A 22,954-nucleotide genomic window follows, 5' to 3' on the forward strand; every position below is an offset into this window, starting at 1 on the left:
TGAGAGCCGCGTTCAGGTGTTCTCGAACGGCAGTTTCATGTCGCTCAGGTCCTTGCGCGTCTCCACCAGCACCAGCGGCCCGTCGTCCAGCACCACGGGCGGCTTGGGCTCGCGCGGTACATGGATGGGCCTGGGCTCGGCAGCGATGGCGGCCTGTGCCTGGGCGACCTTCTCGGCGTTCGAATTGACCCATTCAAGACCGCTGGCCTGCGCGACCTGGTTCATTTCATCGACCGGCAGCGAGAACGGCTGCACCCTGGGCAGACCGCGGGGCGGTTCGGTGGCTACCGGGGCGGCCGCACGCTCTGGCGCGCGCGGGGCAGGCGCCACGGCAGGTGCGGGGACGAATTCCGGCGCGGTGGCCGGGACTTCGGTCAGCGCCGTGGCGGGAGCAGGTGCCTGTGGCGCGGCTTCGCCCAGATCCACCGCGGGTTCCGATGGCACGGTGAAATAGCTGCGCACCGGCGCCTCGTAGACCTGTGTCTCGGCTGGCTCGGACAGGGCCGCGGTGCTGTCGGCGTTTGAAGCGTCGGCGGAGGCCGGCGCATCGCTTCCTGCCTCGTCTTCGCGCATGCCACGCTCACGGCGGTCTCGACCGTAGCGGTCGCGGCTGCGGCGCTCACGGTTGCCATGGCGTGGTGCGCCGCCTGCGGCTTCGCCCTCGCGAGGCGCATCCGGCGCCTGCTCACCGTCGCTGGTGGAGGTCTGCACGGCATCGGCCGCGTCGGTGCGTGGTGCGTCCGCTGCGTCGGCGCCGGTCTGGCGGCGGCGGTTGTCGCCACGGGGGCGGCGATCACGCTCGCGCTCCCGGCGTTGCTGGCCTTCGGCGGCCTCGGGTGCGTCGCCCGGGACCCCATCCAGTGGCAAGCCCTGCAGGGCTACGCTGTCGGTGGCGGTGGCCGCATCGCGGCGGCCACCGTCGCGGCGGTTGCCCTGGCGGCCCTCACCGCGCTGTTCGTTGCGGTTGTGCTCGCCCCGTCCTTCTCCACGGCGACCTTCACCCCGCTGTTCGTTGCGGCCCTCGCCGCGGCCCTCCACCCGGCCGCCTTCGGCCCGGGCCTCGGAGGAGCGGCCTTCGCCACCCCGGCCGCCGTTGCGGCCTCCACCTTCGCGGCCCTCGCGCGAACCGCGGCCATCGGCGCCGCGGCCACCACGACCCCGGCCACCGTCTCGGCGGCCGCTCTCGGGTCGGTCTTCGCGTGCGCCGGTTTTCGCGGCAGGTGTGGCTGCGGCTTCGCTGGCCGGCTTGGCCGGCGCGGGCTCGGCGGAGAACAGGCTCTTGAGCCAGCCGAAGAAGCCCTTCTCGGCCGGCGCGGGCGCCGGAGCCACTGGCGCGTGCCTGGCCGCTGCGGGTGCGCCAGCGGCGGGCGCGAGCGCGGGAGCGGGCGTTTCGGGGCGTGGCGCAGCCACGGGGGCCGGGCCATCGGGCAGCACGCCCTTGATGAGCGGCTCCTGCTTGTTGGTGCGCTCCTGGCTGCGGCGCGTGAAGCTGGCCACGTCGTCCACTTCGTCGGCCAGCTTGTAGCTCGCGTCCAGGTTGTCCAGGCGCGGGTCGTCGTGCTTGAGGCGTTCGAGTTTGTAGTTGGGCGTGTCGAGCGACTTGTTCGGCACCAGCAGCACGTTGATGCGCTGCTTGAGTTCGATCTTGGTGATCTCGGTGCGTTTCTCGTTGAGCAGGAAGCTGGCCACTTCGACAGGCACCTGCACCAGCACGGCGGCCGTGCTGTCCTTGAGCGACTCTTCCTGGATCACGCGCAGGATCTGGAGCGCCGAGCTCTCGGTGTCACGGATGTGGCCGGAGCCGCCGCAGCGCGGGCAGGGGATGGAGGCGCCCTCGCTCAGCATCGGCTTGAGGCGCTGGCGGCTCATTTCGAGAAGGCCGAATTTGCTGATGGCGCCGAACTGCACCCGCGCGCGGTCCTGGCGCAGCGCGTCTCGCAGGCGGTTCTCGACCTCGCGGCGGTTCTTCGACTCTTCCATGTCGATGAAGTCGATCACGACCAGTCCGCCCAGGTCGCGCAAGCGCGCCTGGCGCGCCACTTCGTCGGCGGCTTCCAGGTTGGTGCGGGTCGCGGTTTCCTCGATGTCGCCGCCCTTGATGGCGCGCGCGGAGTTCACGTCCACGGCCACCAGCGCCTCGGTCTGGTCGATCACGATGGCGCCACCCGAGGGCAGGTTCACGATGCGGCTGTAGGCGGTCTCGATCTGGTGCTCGATCTGGAAGCGCGAGAAAAGTGGCGCGTCGTCGCGGTAGCGCTTCACGCGGTGCCCGTGCTCGGGCATCACGTGGCTCATGAATTGGTGCGCCTGCTCGAAGATGTCGTCGGTGTCGATCAGGATCTCGCCGATGTCGCTGTTGAAGTAGTCGCGGATGGCGCGGATCACCAGGCTCGACTCCTGGTAGATCAGGTAGGCTCCCTTGCCGCCCTGCGCGGCGCCGTCGATGGCATTCCACAGCTTGAGCAGGTAGTTCAGGTCCCACTGCAGTTCGGCGGCGTCGCGGCCGATGCCGGCGGTGCGCGCGATGATGCTCATGCCATTGGGGTACTCGAGCTGGTCCAGCGCCTGCTTGAGTTCCTGGCGGTCCTCACCCTCGATGCGGCGGCTCACGCCACCGCCGCGCGGGTTGTTGGGCATCAGCACCACGTAGCGGCCGGCCAGGCTGATGAAGGTGGTGAGGGCCGCGCCCTTGTTGCCGCGTTCTTCCTTCTCGACCTGGACGATCAGTTCCTGGCCTTCCTTGATCACGTCGTTGATGCGGGCCTGGTTGACCGGCACGCCAGCAGCGAAGTACTGGCGGGAGATTTCCTTGAAGGGCAGGAAGCCGTGGCGCTCCTCGCCGTAGTCGACGAAGCAGGCCTCCAGCGAGGGTTCCACGCGTGTCACCACCGCCTTGTAGATGTTGCCCTTGCGCTGTTCGCGCCCTTCGATTTCGATTTCGTAGTCGAGCAGTTTCTGCCCGTCGACGATGGCCAGGCGGCGTTCTTCGGCCTGCGTGGCATTGATCAGCATGCGCTTCATGATGCGTTTCCTTCGTTCAAACACAAGGACGCCCAAGGCCAGTGGCCCAGGCGCCAACCTGCCGTGAATCAGCGGAAAGCACGAACGGGGGAAGGAATTGCCGGAGAGCCGTTGACCCGCGGTTCGGGGAGGCGTGAGGCACAGGCGGACACCGGAGTGCCGCGTCGAGCCGCCAGGTCAGGGCGTAGGCGCGTGGAGGTGGGTGAACAGGAAGGGCCAGATGGCTGTCGTCGACATGGATCCGGGGTGTCTCACTCTGGTTTCACTTCGTCCTCGTCCAGCCACGTGTTGCAGGCTGGACGATTGGGGTATTCCGTATTCGGGTTCGTTATGCTTCTGCGGATTCGCCCGAAGCGTCAACCGGCCTGTCGCCTTGCCTGGATTCGCGTGGAAATGCATCAGGCCATCGGCGCCAGACCCGGGTGCTGCGGGTGGCAACCAACCCCCGTGCGGCGCCTCGCCTTGCAAGTTGCGCCGACTGCCTTCGGTGATGGCCCTAAACTCAAGGCAAATCAATCACTTACGGCACACGATGGGTGTCGCGCATTATAGTCAGCTCCCCGCCCTTCGTGGTGGCCTAATTCGCAGCCATGCCCAGCAACCCGTCTTCGGGGGAAGTCCGACACATCACGGTTGACGAAGAGTCAGCGGGGCAGCGGTTGGACAACTTCCTCATCCGCGCGCTCAAGGGCGTGCCCAAATCCCACATCTATCGCATCATCCGTTCGGGTGAGGTGCGCCGCAACAAGGGCCGTGTGAGCGCCGATGACCGCGTCGACGCGGGCGACGTGTTGCGGATTCCACCGATCCGGCTTTCGGAACGGATTGAAGAGAAGATCGCCCATCCGGCTCCGGCGCGCGAGTTTCCCGTCCTGTTCGAGGACGAAGCGTTTCTCGCCATTGACAAACCTGCAGGTGTCGCGGTGCATGGTGGCAGTGGTGTGAGTTTTGGCGTCATCGAGCAAATGCGGCAGGCCCGCCCGCAAGCCCGCTTTCTCGAATTGGTGCACCGCCTTGATCGAGAAACCAGCGGCTTGTTGCTGATCGCCAAGAAGAAAAGCGCCCTGAAAGCCCTGCAGGACCAATTCCGCGAACGCGAAACCGGAAAAACCTATCTGGCGTTGGTCAAAGGCGCCTGGCCGGCGCGCCTGAAGGTGCTGGACCAGCCCCTGCACAAGTACCTGTTGCCGGATGGCGAACGCCGGGTGAAGGTGACCGGCAAGGACGACCCCGACGGCATGCGCTCCGTGACACTGGTGAAGGTGGCTCAGCGCCTGGCCGCGCCGCCGTCGCTGCTGACGGGTTCGCCCGAGGGTTTCTCCCTGCTGGAGGTCACCATCAAGACCGGCCGAACCCACCAGATTCGCGTGCATCTGGCCAGCGCGGGCCATCCTATTGCGGGCGATGACAAATACGGCGATTTCGAACTCAATCGCCAATTGAGTCGTGCGGGATTGAAACGGATGTTCCTGCATGCATGGCGCCTTCAATTGACACATCCTGTCACCAAATCCGCGCTGCAACTGCAAACCGAATTGCCTGATGAACTGCGCCGCTGGAGCCTTCCGGGATTAGAATAAGTCCCGCATCGTTGGCAGCTCTCCGATCTTTCGGAGAGTTCATATATTCATAAGGAACTCATTCATGGCAAGTTATTCCGAACTCATGGCCCAAGCGCAGAATCTGATGGCCCAGGCGGAGCAGGCGCGCAAGGACGAACTCGCTTCCGTGATTGCCGACATCAAGGCCAAGATGAAGCAATTCGGCATTACCCCGGCCGATCTGGGTGGCGCATCTGGTGGCAAGAAGGCGGGCAAATCCAAGTCCAGCGCGCCGGCCAAATACCGCGGTCCCAACGGCGAATTGTGGGCCGGCGGCCCGGGTCGCAAGCCCGAGTGGGTGCGCGCGGTGCTGGCATCGGGCAAGAGCCTGGACAGCTACCTGATCTGAGCGCGCTTTGCGCGTCTGCATCAAGGCCCGCCTCTGGCGGGCCTTTTCTTTGCGCCGCTGGGCAGCGCCGCTTTCAGACCTGGTGGTACTCGCGGTACCAGCGCGCGAAGCGCTCGATGCCGTCCCGCAGCGGCGTGGACGGGGCAAAACCCACCCAGCGCTGCAGCGCTTCGGTGCTGGCGTAGGTGGCGGGCACGTCACCGTCCTGCATGGGCAGCAACTCCTTGATCGCTTCGCGGCCCAGCGCCTGCTCGATGCAGCCGATGAAGTCCATCAATGGCACCGGGTCGTGGTTGCCGATGTTGAAAATCCGGTACGGCGCCGCACCCGCTGATTCGGGCGTGGCGGGCTTGTCGAGCACGCGCAGCACGCCTTCGACGATGTCGTCGATGTAGGTGAAATCGCGCTTCATCTGCCCGTGGTTGAACACCTGGATCGGTCGGCCCTGGAGCACGGCGCGGGTGAAGCTGAAGTAGGCCATGTCGGGCCGGCCCCAGGGCCCGTACACGGTGAAGAAACGCAGGCCGGTGGTCGGCAGGCCGTAGAGGTGGCTGTAGGTGTGGGCCATCAGCTCGTTGGCTTTCTTGGTCGCCGCGTACAGACTCACCGGATGGTCCACCGCGTCAGCCTCTTCGAACGGCATCTTGGTGTTGCCCCCGTACACGCTGGAGCTGGAGGCGTAGACCAGGTGGGCGGGCTTGCATGCGCGGCAGCCTTCAAGAATATGGCCGAAGCCGGCGAGGTTGCTGTCGAGGTAGGCGTTGGGGTGCGAGATGGAATAGCGCACACCGGCTTGCGCGGCGAGGTGCACCACGGCGTCAAAGCGGTGACCGCTGAACAGCTTCGCCATGGCCCCTCGATCCGCCACGTCCAGCTGCTCGAACGCGAAGCTCTTGTGCTGCCGCAGCGGCGCCAGCCGCGCCTGCTTGAGCGCGACGTCGTAGTAGTCGTTCAGGTTGTCGATGCCCAGCACCGTGTCGCCGCGCGCCAGCAGGCGTTGGGCCGTGTGCATGCCGATGAAGCCGGCCGCGCCGGTGAGGAGGATGTGCATGGCGGTATGGTAGCCGCCGGCTTCCTCAGCTCCCCTGCCAGATCACCTTTTTTCCGGACGATTCCCATGCCTCGTAGTGGCGCGCGTACAGGTCTTCGATGCGGTTGCGCTTGACCTTGAAAGTCGGTGTGATGATGTCGTTGTCCACCGTCCAGGCGGTGGTGACCACCACGATGCACTGCAGCTGCTCGTGCGGATCGAGCGTGGCGTTGATGCCCTTGAGGTGCACGGCCAGGGAGGCCTCAAGTTCGTTGCGTGCGGCGGCATCGGCCTCGATCCGCGCGACCGTGTCGGCATTGAGCATCACGATGCCCAGCGGCTGGCCGAGGTTGGCGCCGGTCACCACGCAAGCCTCCACCGCCTCGTGCATCACCAGCTTGTCCTCGATCGGGGCGGGCGCGACGTACTTGCCCTTGCCGGTCTTGAACAGGTCTTTCACGCGGCCGGTGATGCGCAGCAGCCCCTCCTTGTCGATCGAACCCTTGTCGCCGGTCTTGAGCCAGCCGTCCTCGGTGAAGCACTCGCGGCTTTTCTCCGGCTCCTTGTAGTAGCCCTGCATCAGCGCCTGGCTGCGCATCTGCACCTCGCCGGTTTCCGGATCGATGCGGTGCTGCACGCCGGCGTAGACCGGCCCCACCGTGCCCTGCTGGTTCTTGCCGGGTTCGGTGATGTGCGAGAGCGCCAGGTTCTCGGTCATGCCGTAGCCTTCGTTGATGTGCAGGCCGAGCCGGCTGTACCACTGCAGCAGGGCCACCGGCATGGGCGCGGCGCCGCCGGCGGCGAACTTGCACTGGTCCAGGCCGAGCGCCTTCATCACCTTCTTGCGCACGATGCCGCCCAGGATGGGAATGCCCAGCAGGCGATCGAGCTTGGCCGGCGGCATCTTGTGGTGCACGCCCTGCTGGAACTTGACCCACAGGCGCGGCACCGAGAAGAAAATGGTGGGCCGCGCGCGCTGCAGGTCGGCGGCGAAAGTGTCGAGCGACTCGGCGAAGAACACATGCATGCCGGTGCGCAGCCAGCCGTGCTCGACCAGCATGCGCTCGACCACGTGGGCCAGGGGCAGGTAGGACAGCATGCGGTCCTCGCCCGACATCGGGATGCGCTTGAGGCCCGAGTCCAGCGCCCAGGCGAAGTTGCCGAAGCTGTGCATCACGCCCTTGGGCATACCGGTGGTGCCGGAGGTGTAGATCAGCGTGGCAAGTTCGTCCGCCGCGCGCAGCGGTTCGCCTTGCAGCGGCTGGTGGCGGCCGCAAATGGCGTCCCAGCCTTCGTAGGCCTGGATCGCGTCCAGCGGTGACAGCGGGTAGCTGATGCAGGGCATGCCGGCCGGCACACCGGGTTTCATGCCTTCCCAGCCGTCCAGCTTGCCCACGAAGCAGGCCTTCGCCTCGCTGTGCGTGAGGATCTGGCGCACGGTCTCCGCGGCGAGCGTGGGGTACAGCGGCACCGAGACATGACCGGCCATCCAGATGGCCAGGTCGCTCATCATCCACCAGGCGCAATTCTTCGACAGGATCGCGACCTTGGACCCCGGCTCCCAGCCCTGCGACTGCAAGTGCGCGGCCATGCGCCGCACCTGGTCGCCGATCTGGCCCCAGGTAAAGTCCTGCACGGCGCCACCGCCCATGGGCTGCGTCAGGGCCACGCGGTTCGGGGCCGTCTTTTCCCAGTGGTAGAGGCGTTGCAGGGCCAGCAGTTCGGGCGCGACTTGGGTCATCGGGTTGTCTCCGTTGTATGTTCGACGGACGAATCTACCAAGGCCTGTGCGGCCTGTTTAGAGGGTTTCACCTGTTCGCGCAGGCACCGCCCTGCGCCGTTCAACCGGTGAAGCTGACGGCGATGCCTGGCAGCGGCGAGGTGAAGCGAACTGCCCAGCGTTCGCCCGGCGCCACGGGCCAGGCATCGGTCCAGGTGCCGGTGGTGACCACGTCTCCAGCCAGCAGATCGGGGGCGCCGGGACAGGCGCGCAGCGTGTCGACGAAGTGCTTCAGCGCACGCAGCGGGCTGTCGAGCACGTTGCTGCCCGGGCCCTGGTCCACCAGTTCTTCACTCTTCATCAGCGTGGCCTGGGCGTTGGCGAGCAGCGTGTCGAGCGCGTCCGCGTTGCCGGCCAGTTCGCGCAGGGGCACGCGCCGACCCACCAGCAGCCTGGCGTGCAGCCCACCGTCGGCCACGGTGTCGGCGGGCTGGAACTTCCAGTCCGGCAGGTGCGACTGCACGATCTCGAAGCCCGCCGCAACCCAGTCGATGGCTTCGAACAGTTGTTGCAACGTGGCATCGGGCGCGGGCGTGGCCTTCATGCCGAACACGATCTCGGGCTCCAGCCGGGGCTGGCAGGTGCAGGCCAGCGACAGCGTGCCCTCTTCGTCGCACTGGGTGAGCGTCGTGTCCCACACCGTGCCCCATATCGGCGCGAACACGTTGTAGCGCGGCCAGATGGTGCGGTTGGTGAAGCCGACCTTGTAGCCGCGCGGAACTTCCCCACGCGCGATGCGCAGCTGCCGCACCGCGAGCGCGTGCTGGTAGGCGGTGGCCATGTCGAACGCCGGGTCGCTGGTGAGCGGGGCCTTCCAGAGCCGGCCCTGGTCCAGGTGGTCGAGCAGGTCCTGTGGCGCGAGGGCGGGGTGTGCGGAGCTCATGCGCGCCATCATAGGTTCATGGCGTGGCCCGCACGCGGCCGAACAGGCGGTGCACCTGGCCCCGGATCCACTGGTGCGCCGGGTCCTGCGCCGTGCTCGCGTGCCAGACCAGGCGCACGTCGTAGTTGGGTGAGACCGTGCGCGGCAGTTCCCACACCCGCATGTCCAGCCGTTCGCACACATTGGCCGCGTACATCTGCGGCACGATGGTCAGCAGGTCGGTGTTGAGCGCGAGTTCGGGCAGGGCGCCGAAGTGCCGCGCGCGCAGCACGATGCGGTCGGAGAGCTTCATGCGCACCAGCATCTGTTCCACGCTGCCATGGAAGGTGGCGGTGGGCGAGGCCACCACCAGGGCAGCTTCGGCGAGCTGGCGCGCGCTCAGCGAGCGCCCCGCCTTGCCGTTCGCAGGGCGCCAGCGGGACGATGTCATGGCCACATAGTGTTCGCGAAACAGCAGGTCAGCGCGCACGCCGCGGTGGCGCGGCTGCAGGATGCCGATGGCGAAATCGATCTCGCGCGACTCCAGCGCGGCGGGCACGTCGTCGGCCGCGACCGAGACGTTGGTCAGGTGCGCACGCGGTGCCTGCTTGCGCAACGCCAGCGCCAGCGGCGGCAGGAACATCATTTCGCCCAGGTCGGACAGCGAGGTGCGCCAGCGCATGTCGCTGTGCCCGGGGTCGAAGTCGTCGCGCTCGGTCAGCGTGGCTTCAAGCAACTGCAGCTGTGCCTGCACCTCCGGGGCGATGCGCTCGCACAGGCGGGTCGGCTTGAGCCCGCTGGGCGAGCGCACGAACAGGTCGTCCCGGAAGTGGTCGCGCAGGCGCGACAGCGCATTGCTGGTCGCGGGCTGCGAGAGCGCCAGCGCCTTGCCGGCGGCGGTCACCGAGCCAGTGCGGTGGATGGCGGCGAGCACGCGCAGCAGGTTGAGGTCGAGCTGTCGGAAGTTCATAAGGGTTCACCCGGATTATCCATCCTGTGAATGTCCCACATCTGATCAATCCATTGGTCATATGGCTTGGCGCGGCCTACATTGCTGGCACAACGACAGGAGACCCACGATTGGAACGTTCATTCCACAGCGAGATTGAAGCGCTGAAGCTCGGCGCGGGCGAGACCTTCCATGGCGAGGGCATCCTGGCCGTGACCAAGGCCTTGCTGCAGTCCGGCGTTACCTATGTGGGGGGCTACCAGGGTTCGCCGATCTCGCACCTGCTCGACGTGATGGTGCAGGCCAAGCCCTACATGGACGAACTCGGCGTGCACGTGGAAGCCTGCACCAACGAGAGCTCGGCCGCCGCGATGCTGGCCGCATCCATCATGTATCCGGTGCGCGGAGCGGTCACCTGGAAGTCGGTGGTCGGTACCAACGTGGCGTCCGACGCGCTGTCCAACCTGGCCTCGCCCGGCGTGATGGGCGGTGCCCTGATCGTCGTGGGCGAAGACTACGGCGAGGGTGCCAGCGTGATCCAGGAGCGCACGCACGCCTTCGCCATGAAGTCGGCCCTGTGGCTGATGGACCCCCGGCCCGACCTGCCGACCATCGTGCGCATGACGCAGAAGGCCTTCGAGCTGTCCGAAGCCTCGAACACGCCGGTGATGATGGAGCTGCGCATCCGCGCCTGCCATGTGCAGGGCAGCTTCGTTGCCAGCGACAACATTGCGCCCGCCATTTCCAGCCGCGCGCTGCAGCAGGAGGCCGCGTCCTTCAGCTACGACCGTCTCGCGCACCCGCCGTCCACCTTCCGGCACGAGAAGCACAAGTACGAGGTGCGCATGCCGGCGGCGCGGCGCTTCATCGAAGACGCCGGTTTGAACGAGCGCTTTGACGGTCGCCATGCCGAAGTCGGCCTGATCGTGCAGGGCGGCCTGTACAACACCACCATCCGTGCCCTGCAACAGGCTGGCCTGGCCGATGACACGGGCCGCAGCGACATCCCGATGCTGGTGCTCAACGTGGTCTACCCGCTGGTGCCGGAGCAGATCACCGGTTTCTGCGCCGGCCGGCGCGCCGTGCTGGTGATCGAGGAAGGTCAGCCCGAGTTCATCGAGCAGGACATCGCCACGCAGCTGCGCCGCGCCGACTTGCAGACCCGCCTGCACGGCAAGGACCTGCTGCCCATGGGGGGCGAGTACACCGCCGAGATCCTGCTCAAGGGCCTTGCCGCCTTTGTCGGCGAGCACCTGCCGGCGCTCGACACCTCGGCCGCGCAGGCGTTCGACCGCGAACTCGCCGAGGTGCGCCAGCGCGCACTGACCGAACTCGGCGGCGGTGTGCCCGCGCGCCCGCCCAATTTCTGCACCGGCTGCCCCGAGCGCCCGGTGTTCGCCGCGCTCAAGCTGGTCGAGCGCGAGGTGGGCAAGCTGCACATCTCCACCGACATCGGCTGCCACTCGTTCGCCACCTTCGAACCGTTTTCGTTTGGCAACTCCATCCTCGGCTACGGCATGAGCATGGCGTCCAGTGCGGCGGTGAAGAACTTCTCGGAAAAGCGCCCGATCGCCATCATGGGCGACGGCGGTTTCTGGCACAACGGCCTGCTCTCGGGCGTGAGCTCCACGCTGCTCAACCAGGGCGACGGCGTGCTCGTGATCATGAAGAACGGCTACACCTCGGCCACGGGCACGCAGGAGACCATGTCCACGCCGGCGTCCGAGGCCAAGCGCGTCGCTGAAGGGTCGAGTGCCACGGCCGATGAGATGACGATCGAGAACACGCTCAAGGGCATGGGCGTGAAGTGGATCCGGACGGTGCACAACTACCGCGTGTCGAAGGTGCGCGAGGTGCTCAAGGACGCGGTGAACACGCCCTTCGCCGGCCTCAAGGTGGTGATCGCCGAGGGCGAGTGCCAGCTGGAGCGCCAGCGCCGCCTCAAGCCGATCCGCGCGCGCCGCCTCAAGGAAGGGCTGCGCAGCGTGCGCACCCGCTATGGCGTGGACGAGGACACCTGCACCGGCGACCACTCCTGCATCCGCCTCTCGGGCTGTCCCACGCTCACTGTCAAGCCCGCAGCCGATCCACTGCGCCGCGAGCCGGTGGCGCACGTCACCAATGGCTGCGTGGGCTGCGGCCTGTGCGGCGAGGTGGCTGATGCGGCGGTGCTCTGCCCGTCGTTCCACAAGATCGAGATCGTCACCCACCCGAACTGGTGGGACCGGCTGACCGACCGCTTCAACCGCTTCTTCATCGGCATCCTGCAACCCGCCTGATCTCCCCATGACGACGAGCAATCCTTCCTGCGGCATCCTGATTGCGGCCCTCGGCGGCGAGGGCGGTGGCGTGCTGGCCGACTGGCTGGTGCAGTGCGCACGCCGCCACGGTCTGCCGGTGCAGGCCACCTCGGTGCCCGGCGTGGCGCAGCGCACCGGTGCCACCAGTTACTACATCGAGCTGCTGCGCGAGGCGCTGCCCGCGGGCTCCGCCGCGCCGGTGTTCGGCCTCACGCCGGTGGCCGGTCGGGTGGATGTGGTGGTGGCCAGCGAGTTGCTGGAGGCCGCGCGCATGGTCGAGCGCGGCTTCGTCACCGGCCGCACGACGCTGCTGGCGTCCACGCACCGCGTCTACACCACGCTGGAGAAGATGCACATGGCCGACGGCCGGCAGGACCCGAAGCGCCTGATGGATGCTGCGCGTGCGCTGGCGCGCCAGACCGTGCTGTTCGACATGGAGGCCGTCACCCAGCAGACGGGAACCGTGATCTCCGCCGTGATGTTCGGCGCGCTCGCCGGCGCGGGCGTGCTGCCCTGGCCACGCGCCGTGTGCGAGGACGTGATCCGTGCATCCGGCAAGGGCGTTCAGGCCAGCCTGGCGGGGTTTTCGGCCGCGTTCGACGAGGCGCAGCAGCCGTCGCAGCCCGGACCCGCCGTCTCGCGCGACGCGCTGCAGGTGCTGGCCGAAGCCGATGTGCCGCACGCGCAGAAAAGCGCCTGGACCACGCGCCTGCACGCCTGGCCGGCGTCCGTGCAATTGCTGGCCGCGCACGGCGCGCTGCGCTGCCGTGACTACCAGAACGGCGCTTACTCCGACCACTTCCTGGACCATGTGCAGGGTCTCGTGGACGCGGCGCCACCCGCCGCCGCCGAGGCGCTGGATGAGGCGGTGCGTCACCTCGCGCTGTGGATGTGCTTCGAGGACGTGATCCGCGTGGCCGATCTCAAGACGCGGCGCAGCCGCTATGCGCGCGTGGCCAGCGAGGCGCAGGCGCGCCCGGGCGACATCGTGCGCGTGACCGAACACTTCAAGCCCGGCATCGACGAGGTAGCGGCGGTGCTGCCGCGCGCGCTGGGTCAGTGGCTGGTGGCGCTGGCCACGCGGCGCGGCTGGATGGGCAAGGCCCACGTGGGCCTGCACATCCGCTCCACCAGCCTGTGGGGCTTTCTGATGCTGCGCGGTCTGGCCTGGCTGCGTCCGCTGCGGCCGCGCTCGCTGCGCTACGCCCAGGAGCACGAGACGCTGGCGGTGTGGCTGGATGCGATGCGCCAGGTGCTGCCGCGTTCGCCCGCGCTCGCGCTGGCGCTGGCCGGTCTGCCGCAGGTGCTCAAGGGCTATGGCGACACCCAGGCGCGCGGCCGGTTGAACTACGCGCGGCTGTGGAGCGTGCACGTCGCACCCGTGCTGGAGGGCGGGCTGGACGCCCAGCAGGCCGCCACTGGCCTAAGCGATGCGCTGCGTGCCACACTGGCCGACCCCGAGGGCAAGCTCAACCAGGCGCACCGGCCTGCCGCGAGCACCGCGCAGCCGGTGTTCTGGGCATCCAGGCCCGCGCGCGACAAACCGATCACCCCCGCCGCATGACCCGCCCGTCGTGCGACTTCGCTTGAGCAACGTCAATAACCAGGAGACAAAGACATGAAGCACCGAATCACCCCCACCCTTCGCGCCGTGGCGATCGCCACCCTGCTGCTGGGCGCGCTGGGCGCCCAGGCCCAGGACAAACCGGTCGAACTCAAGTTCGCGCACTGGCTGCCCGCCACCCATCCGCTGGCCAAGCTCGGCTTCGAGCCCTGGGCCAAGTCGGTCGAGGAGGCGTCCAAGGGCTCCATCAAGGTGATGCTCTTCCCGGCGCAGCAACTGGGCAAGGCGGCCGACCACTACGACATGGCGCGCGACGGCATCGCGCAGATGACCTGGGTGAACCCGGGCTACCAGGCCGGCCGCTTCCCGCTGATTGCCGCGGGCGAACTGCCCTTCCTGCTGGGCAAGCCCGGCCCCAGCTCGGCCGCGCTGGACCAGTGGTACCGGCAATACGCCGGCACCGAAATGAAGGACGTGAAGTTCTGCTTCACCCATGTGCACGTCGGCACCTTCCACTCCAAGACACCGATCACCGAGCCCGGCCAGCTCAAGGGCATGAAGATCCGTTCGTCCAACGGCACCGTGGCCCAGACCATGAGCCTGCTGGGCGCCACCAACGTGCAGGTCTCGGCGCCCGAGTCGCGCGACGCGCTGCAGAAGGGCCTGGCCGACGCCATCACCTTCCCCTGGAAGTCCATCATCACCTTCGGCATCGACAAGGCGGTGAAGTACCACACCGACATGCGCTTCTACGCGTCCGATTTCGTCTGGGTGATGAACAAGCCCTGGTACGACGGTCTGGCCGCCGGTCAGAAGAAGGTGATCGACGACCACTGCAACAACGCCTGGGCGGCGCGCGTCGGCGCCGACTGGGGCGACAACGAGGACAGCGGTCGCGAGCAACTCGAGAAGACCGCCGGCCATACGCTGGTGAAGGTCTCGCCTGCGCAGATGGACGCCTGGAAGAAGGCCGTTGAGCCGGTTTACACCGAATGGGTCAAGGCCGCCAGCGCCACCGGCGTGAACGGACAGGCCGCACTCGACGGCCTGCGCAAGGAACTGGCCGCGCGACAGGCCAACTGATGCAGCGGCTGCTGTCGACCGTCGAGACGCTGGCCGCGCTGACGTTGCTCCTGATTGCGCTGCTGACGGCCAGCAACGTGGCGATTCGCTACGCCCTGGGCTGGCAGATTCCCGACTGGTTCGACGGCACGCAGATGCTGCTGGGCATCGCGATGTTCTGGGGCATCGCGCTGGCCACCTGGTACGGCACGCACATCGCGGTGGACCTGTTGTGGGAGTCGGCCGGTGCGCGCGGCAAGCGCGTGATCGACGTCTTCGCCACGCTGGTCACCGTGCTGTTCCTGGTGCCAATGGCCTGGATGGTCTGGGTCAAGGTGGGGGGCACCGGCAGCCAGGGCACGATGGACCTGCGCCTGCCGCTGAAGTGGTTCTACAGCGCGGCCGCGCTGGGAGCGACGGTGGCGGCGGTGCTGGCCGTGGCGCGGCTGGTGCTGCTGCCGATGGGGCGCGCGGCCAGTGCGCATGGCGAGGCCGATGGCGAAGGGGCCGTGCATGGACCGTGATCTGGTGGCCCTGCTGGGTTTTGTCGGCATGTTCGGCCTCATGGCCTTGCGCGTGCCCATCGGCGCGGCCATGGGCATCGCGGGCGTGGCGGGCTTTGCGGCGCTGGCCGGTCTCACACCGGGCCTGAACCTGCTGGCCAACGTGCCGCTTTCGGTGCTGACCGACTACAACCTTATCGTCATCCCGATGTTCATCCTGATGGGAGCCTTCGCCTCGCATTCGGGCATGAGCGCCGAGCTGTTCGCGGCCGGCCGGGCCTGGTTGCACCACCGCCGCGGCGGTCTGGCGCTGGCTTCGGTGGTGGCCTGCGGCGGTTTCTCGGCCATCAACGGCTCGTCGGTGGCCACGGCCGCGACCATGACGCAGGTGGCGCTGCCCGAGATGCGGCGCTCGGGCTACGAACCCGGCATCTCGGCCGGGCTGATCGCCGCCGGTGGCACGCTGGGCATCATGATTCCGCCCTCGGTGATCCTGGTGCTCTACGGGATCATGACCGAGGTCGACATCACCAAGCTCTTTGCCGCCGGCGTGGTGCCGGGGCTGCTCGCGGTGGTGCTGTATTCGGCCGTCGTGGCATTGATCGCGCGCCTTCGGCCCGACTGGATGCCGCGCGGCGAACGCCACGACTGGCGCGAGCGCTTCGCCGCATTGCGGCCGTTGTGGGCGGTGGTGGTGCTGTTCCTGTTCGTGCTGGGCGGCATCTATGGCGGCCTGTTCACGGTCCAGGAAGCGGCGGGCGTGGGGGCGACTGGCACGCTGTTCATCGGCATCGCGCGCGGGCGCCTGCGCTGGCGCGAGATCAAGGCCGCACTGATCAGCGCGCTGCGCGTGTCCTCGGCCATCATGATGATCGTGGTCGGGGCCTACCTGTTTGGCTATTTCCTCACCATCACCCAGTTCACGCAGAACGCGGTGGACACGCTCGTGGGCCTGCCGATCGGGCCCTACGGCGTGCTCGCGCTGGTGATGCTGGGCTACCTCGTGCTGGGCGCGGTGATGGACGAACTGGCCATGCTGCTGCTGACCGTGCCCATCGTGTTTCCGGCCATGGTGCAACTGGGTTTCGATCCCGTGTGGTTCGGCGTGATTGTGGTGATGGCGGTGACCTTCGGCATGATCTGCCCGCCGGTGGGCATGAACGTCTTCGTCATCAACTCGATCGCGCGCGACCTGCCGCTGGGCCACATCTACCGGGGTACGGCACCCTTCATCGCCGCCGACGTGCTGCGCCTGCTCATTCTGTGCGCGTTTCCCGCGCTCTCGCTCTGGCTGCCGGGTTTCATCGAATAGCCTTTGAAGGCGGTGGTGTGGCGCCATGGGCGCTATGCTGCCGCCCATGATGAACACACCCACGCTCGAGATCCAGGAACTCGTGACCGGCGCCGACCCCGCCGCCACGCCCGCCGCGTCCCTCATCGTGCTGCACGGCCTTGGCGCCGACGGCAGCGACTTCGTGCCCATCGCGCAGGAACTCGACCTCGGCGCCATCGGCCCGGTGCGCTTCGTCTTTCCCAGCGCGCCGGTGCGCCCGGTCACGATCAACGGCGGCTACCGCATGCGCGCCTGGTACGACATCCACCCTCCAAGCACGAACCCGGCCGTTCCCCGGCCCGAAGACGAGGCCGGCCTGCGTGCGTCGCAGGACCTGGTGCAAGGCCTGATCGAGCGCGAGATCGCGCGCGGTGTTCCTGCCAGGCGCATCGTGCTCATGGGCTTCTCGCAGGGTTGCGCCATGACGCTGATGACCGGCCTGCGCGCGCCGCATCGCCTGGCCGGCCTGGTGGGTTTGTCGGGCTACCTGCCGCTGGCTGGCACCACAGCCGCCGAGCGCGGCGACGCCAACCGCGACACGCCGATCTTCCTGGCGCACGGTGAGCACGACCCGATGGTGACGATCGACCGCGCCACCGCTTCGCGCGACCTGCTGCAGGCGCTGGGCCACGGCGTCGAGTGGCACAGCTACCCGATGGAGCACTCCGTGTGCGCACAGGAGGTGGCCGACCTTGAGGCGTGGTTGCTGACGGTGCTCCGGACCGCGCCCTGAGTGTTCAATTGCCCGCCTGCAGGAAGCTCAGGAAACGGTCGTCGTTCGCGTACGCCACGTTGACGCGCATCGAGGCTTGTGTGGACTGGCGGTCCGGATAGAACACCGCGCCCGGTGAAATGAAGATGCCCCGCGCGGCCGCGCGGCGCGCCAGTTCGATTTCACCCTGGCCATCGGGTAGCGCGATCCACGCGTAGTAGCCGCCGCTGTACGGGCAGATCAGCCGCAGACCGGCCTGTTCGAGCGCGCGGATCGACTGCCGCTGTGCCGCTTCCAGCCGCGTCTTCAGCCGTGTGAGGTGCCTGCGGTACTGGCCGCCCACGATCAGTTCGCAGACCACGCGCTCGACGAAGTCGGAGGTCGAGACGATGGTCACCATCTTGAGGTCGCACAGGGCGTTGATGATCGGTTGTGGACCGGCAATGAAGCCCACGCGCAGGCCGGCCGATAGCGTTTTGGAGAAGCTGCTCACGTAGATCACGTGTTCGAGCTGGTCCAGCGCCGAGAGGCGCGGCGCGCTGGCCGGCATGAGGTCGGCAAACGGGTCGTCCTCGACGATCTGCACGCCATGCTGCGTGGCCAGCTGCAACAGCCGGTGTGCCTTGGCCAGCGAGATCGAACCCCCGGTGGGGTTGTGCGCCAGCGATTGCGTGAAGAACACCTTGGGGCGGTGCGCCGCGGCCAGCTGCTGCAGCGCGTCCAGGTCGGGGCCGTCGTGCAGGCGTGGCACGCCGACCATCTCCACCTTGGCGAGTTTGAGCTTGCCGAACAGCGGGTAGTAGCCCGGCGAGTCCACCAGCACCACGTCGCCCGGCTCCAGCAGGTGCCGCACGATCAGGTCGAGCGCGTGGTTGGCGCCCTGCGTGAGCAGGACCTGGCCCACCTCGGCCTGGATCGCGCGCTCGTGCAGCAGGCGGGCCACGGTCTGGCGCAGAGGCAGGTAGCCCCAGGGGGTGCCGTAGCCGTGTTCGAGCTGGCCCCAGGTCGTGGCGCGCACGCCGCGCAGGTGGCGGCCGAGTTCGGAACCTTCCATCCACGACGGTGGCGGGCGGCCGTCGCCCACGCGCACCTCGTAGTGCTGTTCCAGCTGCTCGCGCAGCAGCGAGACCACGTCCACCGCCTCGCTCTGGTGCGCGGCGGGAGCCAGCGTCCGCTGGCCCGGTGCCTTGCGCGTGAAGTAGCCGGAGCCCGGGCGCGCCTCGGCATAACCCCGCGCGATCAGGCGGTTGTAGGCCTCGACCACGGTGTTGCGCGACAGCGCTTCCTTCTCCGCGCAGTCGCGGATCGAACGCAGGCGGCTGCCCGCGGGCAGCAGGCCGTTGTCGATGGCGGCGGCCAGGCGCTTGACCAGGGCTTCGACCTTGGTGTCGGGCGAGGGCTGGTCGGGTGGATCGGGTGGGGCAGGCAAGGCTGTCTCCTTGTTTTTATGGGTACAGTTTGTTCATCTGTCACCAAACTGTATCCCTTGTGTGTGGGTTGTGTCGATAGACTTTGTGCAGCCTTGCGGGGCGCGGGAGCCCAACACCCACGCCGCGCGAGACACGCGACCCGCCCGGGCGGGATGAACAAACCAGAATCCAGATGGAGACAAGCCATGACCGATAAGACCGTGCCACGCCGCGCGATGCTCAAGTCCGCCCTCGCCGGGGCCGCCGCCGCGGGCCTTGCCGCGCCGCAGCTGGCCCACGCCCAGTCCACCGTGACCTGGCGCATGCAGGCGCTGTGGGACGGGGGCACCACGCCGCAGAAGTTCGAGGAGCAGTTCGTGGCCCGCGTTGCCGAACTCACTGGCGGGCGCTTCAAGATCAACCTGTTTGCCGCCGGCCAGATCGTGCCCGCCGCACAGGCCTTCGACGCCGTGCGCGGTGGCGCCTTCGAGATGATGAAGACCTTTGACGGCTACGAGGCCGGCAAGATCCCGGCCTTCGCCTTCACCAGCACCATCCCCTTCGGCTTTGCAGAAAGCGACGAGTACGAAGCCTGGTTCTACGAAAAGGGCGGCCTGGAGCTGGCACGCCAGGCCTATGCGCCGGCCGGCCTGCACTACATCGCGCCCACGGTGTATGGCCAGGAGCCGCTGCACTCCAAGGTGCCGGTGCGCAAGATCGCCGACCTCGCCGGCAAGAAGGGCCGCTTCGTGGGCCTCGCTTCGTCGGTGATGGGCGCCTTCGGCGTGGCCGTGACGCCGCTGCCCACGGGCGAGGTTTACTCCGCGCTGGACAAGGGCGTGATCGACATGGCCGACCGGGGCGACCTCACCGCCAACTTCGAGGCCGGGCTGGCCGAGGTGGCCAAGTACGTCGTCGTGCCCGGGTTCCACCAGCCCACCACCGCCACCGCCTACGTGGCCAACCGCACCGCGTTCGACAAGCTGCCAGCCGAGTTCAAAGCGGCGCTGGCCGTCGCGGCGCGCGAGGTCTCGGGCGCGCTGCGCCAGCGCATCCTGGTCAACGACGCGTCGGTGCTCGCGAAGTACAAGGCCAAGGGCTGCGAGATCATCCGCTTCAGCGCGGCCGACATCGCCGCCGCGCGCCCCAAGGCCATCGAGGCCTGGCGCGCCGCCACCAAGGGCGACGCGCTGGCCACGAAGATCCTGGACAGCCAGGTCGCCTTCATGAAGGAACTCGGCCTGCTGGCCTGACCGAGCCGCGCCCCGCGCAGCGGGGCGCCTTCTTCCGCGCACCGAGGAATCCGCCATGCCAGTCTGGCTGTCCGTGGCCACGTCGGCCATCACGCGCCTGAACCGCGCCATCTTTCACCTCACCGTCTGGCTCATGGCCATCGTGGTGCCCGTGATGCTGTACGAGGTGGTGCGGCGCTACGCGTTCAACGCACCCACGGTCTGGGGCATGGAGCTCGCGGTGCTGCTGTTTGGTCCGTACTTCCTGCTGGGCGGGCCGTACCTGCTGCACCTGCGCGGCCACGTCTCCCTGGATCTCGTGCGCCAGCGGCTCGACGCCGCCTGGCAGCGCCGCATGGATCTCGTCAACTTCCCCGTGATCATGCTGTTCTGCGCCATCCTGCTGTATTTCAGTGCGCCCGCCGCGTGGAGCGCGTGGGAATACCGCGAGACCAGCTTCTCGGCCTGGAACCCGCCCATCTGGCCGGCCAAGGCCATGGTGCCGCTGGCGCTGGCGCTCATGCTGCTGCAGGCGCTGGTGGAGTTCTGCCGCGTGCTCTACCGCGCGGATGGTGAGTTGTCTTCGACCGAAGTGGAATCGGCGCACCCATGAGCCCGAACACCATCCTGCTGCTGATGTTCGGCAGCCTCACGCTGTTCATGCTCACCGGCCTGCCCATCGCCTTCGTGCTGGGAGGCCTGTCGCTGCTGTTCATCGTCACGTTGTGGGAACCCAGCGCCGTGATCGTGCTGGTGCTGCAGATCTTCGACACCATGAAGTCGGAGTCGCTGCTGGCGATTCCGCTGTTCATCCTGATGGCCTGCATCCTTCAGCGCTCGGGCGTGATCGAGGCGCTCTACAAAGCCATGGAGATGTGGTTCGGCCGGCTGCGCGGCGGTCTGGCCATCGGCACCGTGATCATCTGCGTGGTGATGGCGGCCATGACCGGCGTGGTCGGCGCGGCCGTGACGGCCATGGGCATTCTCGCCCTGCCGGAGATGCTGCGCCGCGGCTACAAGCCGCAGCTGGCGCTGGGCACCATCTGCGCCTCGGGCACGCTGGGCATCCTCATTCCGCCTTCTGTGCTCACCATCGTTTACGCGGTGACGGCGCAGATATCCATCGGCCAGATGCTGATCGCCGGCATCATTCCGGGCCTGCTGCTGGCCAGCCTCTACATCGCCTACCTGCTGGTGGTGGGCTGGCTCAAGCCCGAGTGGGTGCCGCTGGACCGCAGCCTGGCCCAGGTGCCGCTGGGCACCAAGCTGCGCGCGCTGCGCTCGCTGGTGATCCCGGCCATGCTGATTGTGATGATCCTGGGCTCGATCTTCTTCGGCATCGCCACCCCCACCGAATCTGCGGCCGTGGGCGTGGCCGGCGCCATGATCCCGTCGCTGCTGGGCCGTAGGCTGCGCCTGGGCATGCTGCGCGAGGCCGGCATCGACGCGCTCAAGGCCACTTCGATGATCCTGTGGATCACGCTGGGGGCCAAGGCCTATGTGGCGATCTTCACCGGCCTGGGCGGCGCGGACACGCTGCTCGAATTCATCAAGGGCATGGAGGTCAACCGCTGGTGGGTGCTGGGCGCCATGATGCTGCTGCTGGTGTTCCTGGGCACCGTGCTCGACGAACTCGGCATCATCCTGCTGACCGTGCCGGTGTTCCTGCCCATCGTGCGCCTGCTCGGTTTCGACGAGCTCTGGTTCGGCGTGCTGTTCGCCATCACGATCCAGATGGGCTACATCAGCCCGCCTTTTGGCTACACGCTGTTCTACATCAAGGGCACGCTGCCCAGGCACATCGGCATGGGCGCGGTGTACCAGGGCGTCATCCCCTTCTTCATCCTGCAGCTGGTGGGCCTGCTGATCTGCGCCGCCTTCCCCGACCTCGTCACCTTCCTGCCGAAGCTCATGGCTTCGCGCTGACCGCCTTTCCTGTCTTCCTTCGCTTCTTCCAAGGTTCGCACCATGAACACCGCATCGCCTTCCAGCCGCATCGGCGGCTTTCACAAGCTCGGCGTGGCCGAGCGCATCGAACGCGTGGCCCGGTTCGCCGGACTCGCGGTCGACGACCAGGTCCACCTGAGCGACACCGGCAACCTGCCGGTCGAGACCGCCGACCACATGATCGAGAACTTCGTCGGCACCATGAACATTCCCATGGGCGTGGCCACCAACCTGCGCATCGATGGCCGTGACCGCCTCGTACCCATGGCCACCGAAGAATCGTCGGTGGTGGCGGCCGTGTGCAACGCCGCGCGCCAGAGCTACGACGCGGGCGGCTTCATCACCTCCATGTCGGGCACGCGCATGATCGCGCAGGTCCAGCTCACCGGCGTGTCGGACCCGCAGCACGCGCGCATCCGCATCCTGGAGCGCCTGGAGGACATCCGCGCCATGTGCGACGCCTGCGACCCGGTGCTGGTGAAGCTCGGAGGTGGCTTCCGCGATCTGGAGGTGCGCGTGATCGACACGCGCGGCGGCGCCATGGTAATCACGCACATCATCGTGGACACGCGCGATGCCATGGGCGCCAATGCGGTCAACACCATGGCCGAGAAACTCGCGCCGCATATCGCGCAATGGACTTCGGGCCGCACCAACCTGCGCATCCTCTCCAACCTGGCCGACCAGCGCCTGGCGCGCGCGCGCTGCGTGTGGCCGCTCGATGCCATCGGCGGCGCCGAGGTGCGCGACGCCATGCTCTCGGCCTACCACTTTGCCGACGCCGACCCTTACCGCGCGGCCACGCACAACAAAGGCATCATGAACGGCGTGAGTGCGGTGGTGCTCGCCACCGGCAACGACACCCGCGCGGTGGAGGCCGGTGCGCACGCGTATGCCGCGCGCGGCGGGCGCTACGCCAGCCTCACCACCTGGGAAGCCACCGCCAGCGGTGATCTCGCGGGCGCGATCGAGTTGCCCATGGCGGTGGGCCTGGTGGGCGGCGCCACCAAGGTGCATCCCACGGCACGGCTGGCGCTGAAGATTCTCGGTGTGGCCTCAGCCGAGGAACTCGCCCGCATCATCGCGGCGGTCGGCCTGGCGCAGAACTTTTCGGCCCTGAAGGCCCTGGCCACCACAGGCATCCAGAAAGGCCACATGGCCCTGCACGCGCAGAACGTCGCCATGATGGCCGGGGCGCTGGGCGAGGAAATCGACCACGTGGCCCAGGCGCTGGTGGCCCAGGGCGCCGTGCGCATCGACGTGGCCGAGGTCGAGCTCGGCCGCCTGCGCGGGCGCTGAG

General features: G+C 67.8%; 18 protein-coding genes. 12 read left to right on the top strand and 6 right to left on the bottom strand.

Features of this window, described 5'->3' with window-relative positions; genetic code table 11:
• Positions 1-12: 12 nt before the first annotated feature.
• Positions 13-3,021 carry an Rne/Rng family ribonuclease gene (locus AB7P10_RS00915; protein ID WP_428291951.1) on the bottom strand — a complete coding sequence of 1,003 codons (3,009 nt, stop codon included), beginning with the start codon at positions 3,019-3,021 and terminating at the stop codon, positions 13-15.
• A gap of 590 nt (positions 3,022-3,611) precedes the next feature.
• Here AB7P10_RS00915 and AB7P10_RS00920 point away from each other — a divergent pair.
• Both AB7P10_RS00920 and AB7P10_RS00925 read left to right on the top strand, forming a co-directional pair.
• Entirely contained in the window at positions 3,612-4,601 is a 990-nt protein-coding gene (locus tag AB7P10_RS00920; RefSeq protein WP_428291952.1) for an RluA family pseudouridine synthase, read from the top strand.
• A 64-nt stretch (positions 4,602-4,665) separates the two neighbouring features.
• Positions 4,666-4,971, top strand: coding sequence for an H-NS family nucleoid-associated regulatory protein (locus AB7P10_RS00925; protein ID WP_428291953.1), 306 nt, complete (start codon positions 4,666-4,668; stop codon positions 4,969-4,971).
• A gap of 73 nt (positions 4,972-5,044) precedes the next feature.
• On the opposite strand, the gene AB7P10_RS00930 is transcribed toward AB7P10_RS00925, so the two are convergent.
• The 4 genes from AB7P10_RS00930 to AB7P10_RS00945 form a co-directional block, all read right to left on the bottom strand.
• Positions 5,045-6,022: an NAD-dependent epimerase gene (locus AB7P10_RS00930; RefSeq protein WP_428291954.1), complete on the bottom strand. Its 978-nt coding sequence runs from the start codon at positions 6,020-6,022 to the stop codon at positions 5,045-5,047.
• 25 nt (positions 6,023-6,047) lie between these two features.
• Positions 6,048-7,742: an AMP-binding protein gene (locus AB7P10_RS00935; RefSeq protein ID WP_428291955.1), complete on the bottom strand. Its 1,695-nt coding sequence runs from the start codon at positions 7,740-7,742 to the stop codon at positions 6,048-6,050.
• Positions 7,743-7,842: 100 nt separating this feature from the next.
• Positions 7,843-8,664, bottom strand: coding sequence for a 2-keto-4-pentenoate hydratase (locus AB7P10_RS00940; protein WP_428291956.1), 822 nt, complete (start codon positions 8,662-8,664; stop codon positions 7,843-7,845).
• Positions 8,665-8,680: 16 nt separating this feature from the next.
• The gene (locus AB7P10_RS00945; RefSeq protein ID WP_428291957.1) at positions 8,681-9,613 is read right to left on the bottom strand and encodes a LysR family transcriptional regulator; all 933 of its coding nucleotides are present in this window, start codon (positions 9,611-9,613) and stop codon (positions 8,681-8,683) included.
• A 110-nt stretch (positions 9,614-9,723) separates the two neighbouring features.
• Here AB7P10_RS00945 and AB7P10_RS00950 point away from each other — a divergent pair, with 110 nt between their 5' ends.
• The 6 genes from AB7P10_RS00950 to AB7P10_RS00975 are packed head-to-tail and all read left to right on the top strand — an operon-like array spanning position 9,724 to position 17,087.
• The gene (locus tag AB7P10_RS00950; RefSeq protein WP_428291958.1) at positions 9,724-11,871 is read left to right on the top strand and encodes a thiamine pyrophosphate-dependent enzyme; all 2,148 of its coding nucleotides are present in this window, start codon (positions 9,724-9,726) and stop codon (positions 11,869-11,871) included.
• 7 nt (positions 11,872-11,878) lie between these two features.
• On the top strand, positions 11,879-13,456 hold the full coding sequence (locus tag AB7P10_RS00955) for an indolepyruvate oxidoreductase subunit beta family protein (RefSeq protein ID WP_428291959.1): 1,578 nt from the start codon (positions 11,879-11,881) through the stop codon (positions 13,454-13,456).
• A 54-nt stretch (positions 13,457-13,510) separates the two neighbouring features.
• Complete coding sequence (locus AB7P10_RS00960; RefSeq protein WP_428291960.1) at positions 13,511-14,539, top strand: TRAP transporter substrate-binding protein; 1,029 nt, start codon at positions 13,511-13,513, stop codon at positions 14,537-14,539.
• The gene (locus AB7P10_RS00965; RefSeq protein WP_428291961.1) at positions 14,539-15,042 is read left to right on the top strand and encodes a TRAP transporter small permease; all 504 of its coding nucleotides are present in this window, start codon (positions 14,539-14,541) and stop codon (positions 15,040-15,042) included. Before AB7P10_RS00960 ends, AB7P10_RS00965 begins: the two co-directional genes overlap by 1 nt.
• Entirely contained in the window at positions 15,032-16,333 is a 1,302-nt protein-coding gene (locus AB7P10_RS00970) for a TRAP transporter large permease (protein ID WP_428291962.1), read from the top strand. The genes AB7P10_RS00965 and AB7P10_RS00970 overlap by 11 nt, the downstream gene beginning before the upstream one ends.
• Positions 16,334-16,382: 49 nt before the next feature.
• On the top strand, positions 16,383-17,087 hold the full coding sequence (locus AB7P10_RS00975; protein ID WP_428292179.1) for an alpha/beta hydrolase: 705 nt from the start codon (positions 16,383-16,385) through the stop codon (positions 17,085-17,087).
• Between the two features lie 4 nt (positions 17,088-17,091).
• On the opposite strand, the gene AB7P10_RS00980 is transcribed toward AB7P10_RS00975, so the two are convergent.
• A complete protein-coding gene (locus AB7P10_RS00980; RefSeq protein ID WP_428291963.1) occupies positions 17,092-18,495 on the bottom strand; it encodes a PLP-dependent aminotransferase family protein in 1,404 nt (467 codons plus the stop codon).
• Positions 18,496-18,681: 186 nt separating this feature from the next.
• Here AB7P10_RS00980 and dctP point away from each other — a divergent pair, with 186 nt between their 5' ends.
• Genes dctP through AB7P10_RS01000 form a run of 4 tightly spaced genes read left to right on the top strand, consistent with a single transcriptional unit; the run spans position 18,682 to position 22,953 of the window.
• Complete coding sequence (gene dctP, locus AB7P10_RS00985) at positions 18,682-19,728, top strand: TRAP transporter substrate-binding protein DctP (protein WP_428291964.1); 1,047 nt, start codon at positions 18,682-18,684, stop codon at positions 19,726-19,728.
• 55 nt (positions 19,729-19,783) lie between these two features.
• Entirely contained in the window at positions 19,784-20,320 is a 537-nt protein-coding gene (locus AB7P10_RS00990) for a TRAP transporter small permease subunit (RefSeq protein WP_428291965.1), read from the top strand.
• Entirely contained in the window at positions 20,317-21,633 is a 1,317-nt protein-coding gene (locus tag AB7P10_RS00995) for a TRAP transporter large permease (protein WP_428291966.1), read from the top strand. The genes AB7P10_RS00990 and AB7P10_RS00995 overlap by 4 nt, the downstream gene beginning before the upstream one ends.
• A 42-nt stretch (positions 21,634-21,675) precedes the next feature.
• The gene (locus AB7P10_RS01000) at positions 21,676-22,953 is read left to right on the top strand and encodes a hydroxymethylglutaryl-CoA reductase, degradative (protein ID WP_428291967.1); all 1,278 of its coding nucleotides are present in this window, start codon (positions 21,676-21,678) and stop codon (positions 22,951-22,953) included.
• Position 22,954 lies beyond the last annotated feature (1 nt).

The organism is Hydrogenophaga sp., assembly GCF_050182545.1.
Taxonomy (GTDB): domain Bacteria; phylum Pseudomonadota; class Gammaproteobacteria; order Burkholderiales; family Burkholderiaceae_C; genus Hydrogenophaga.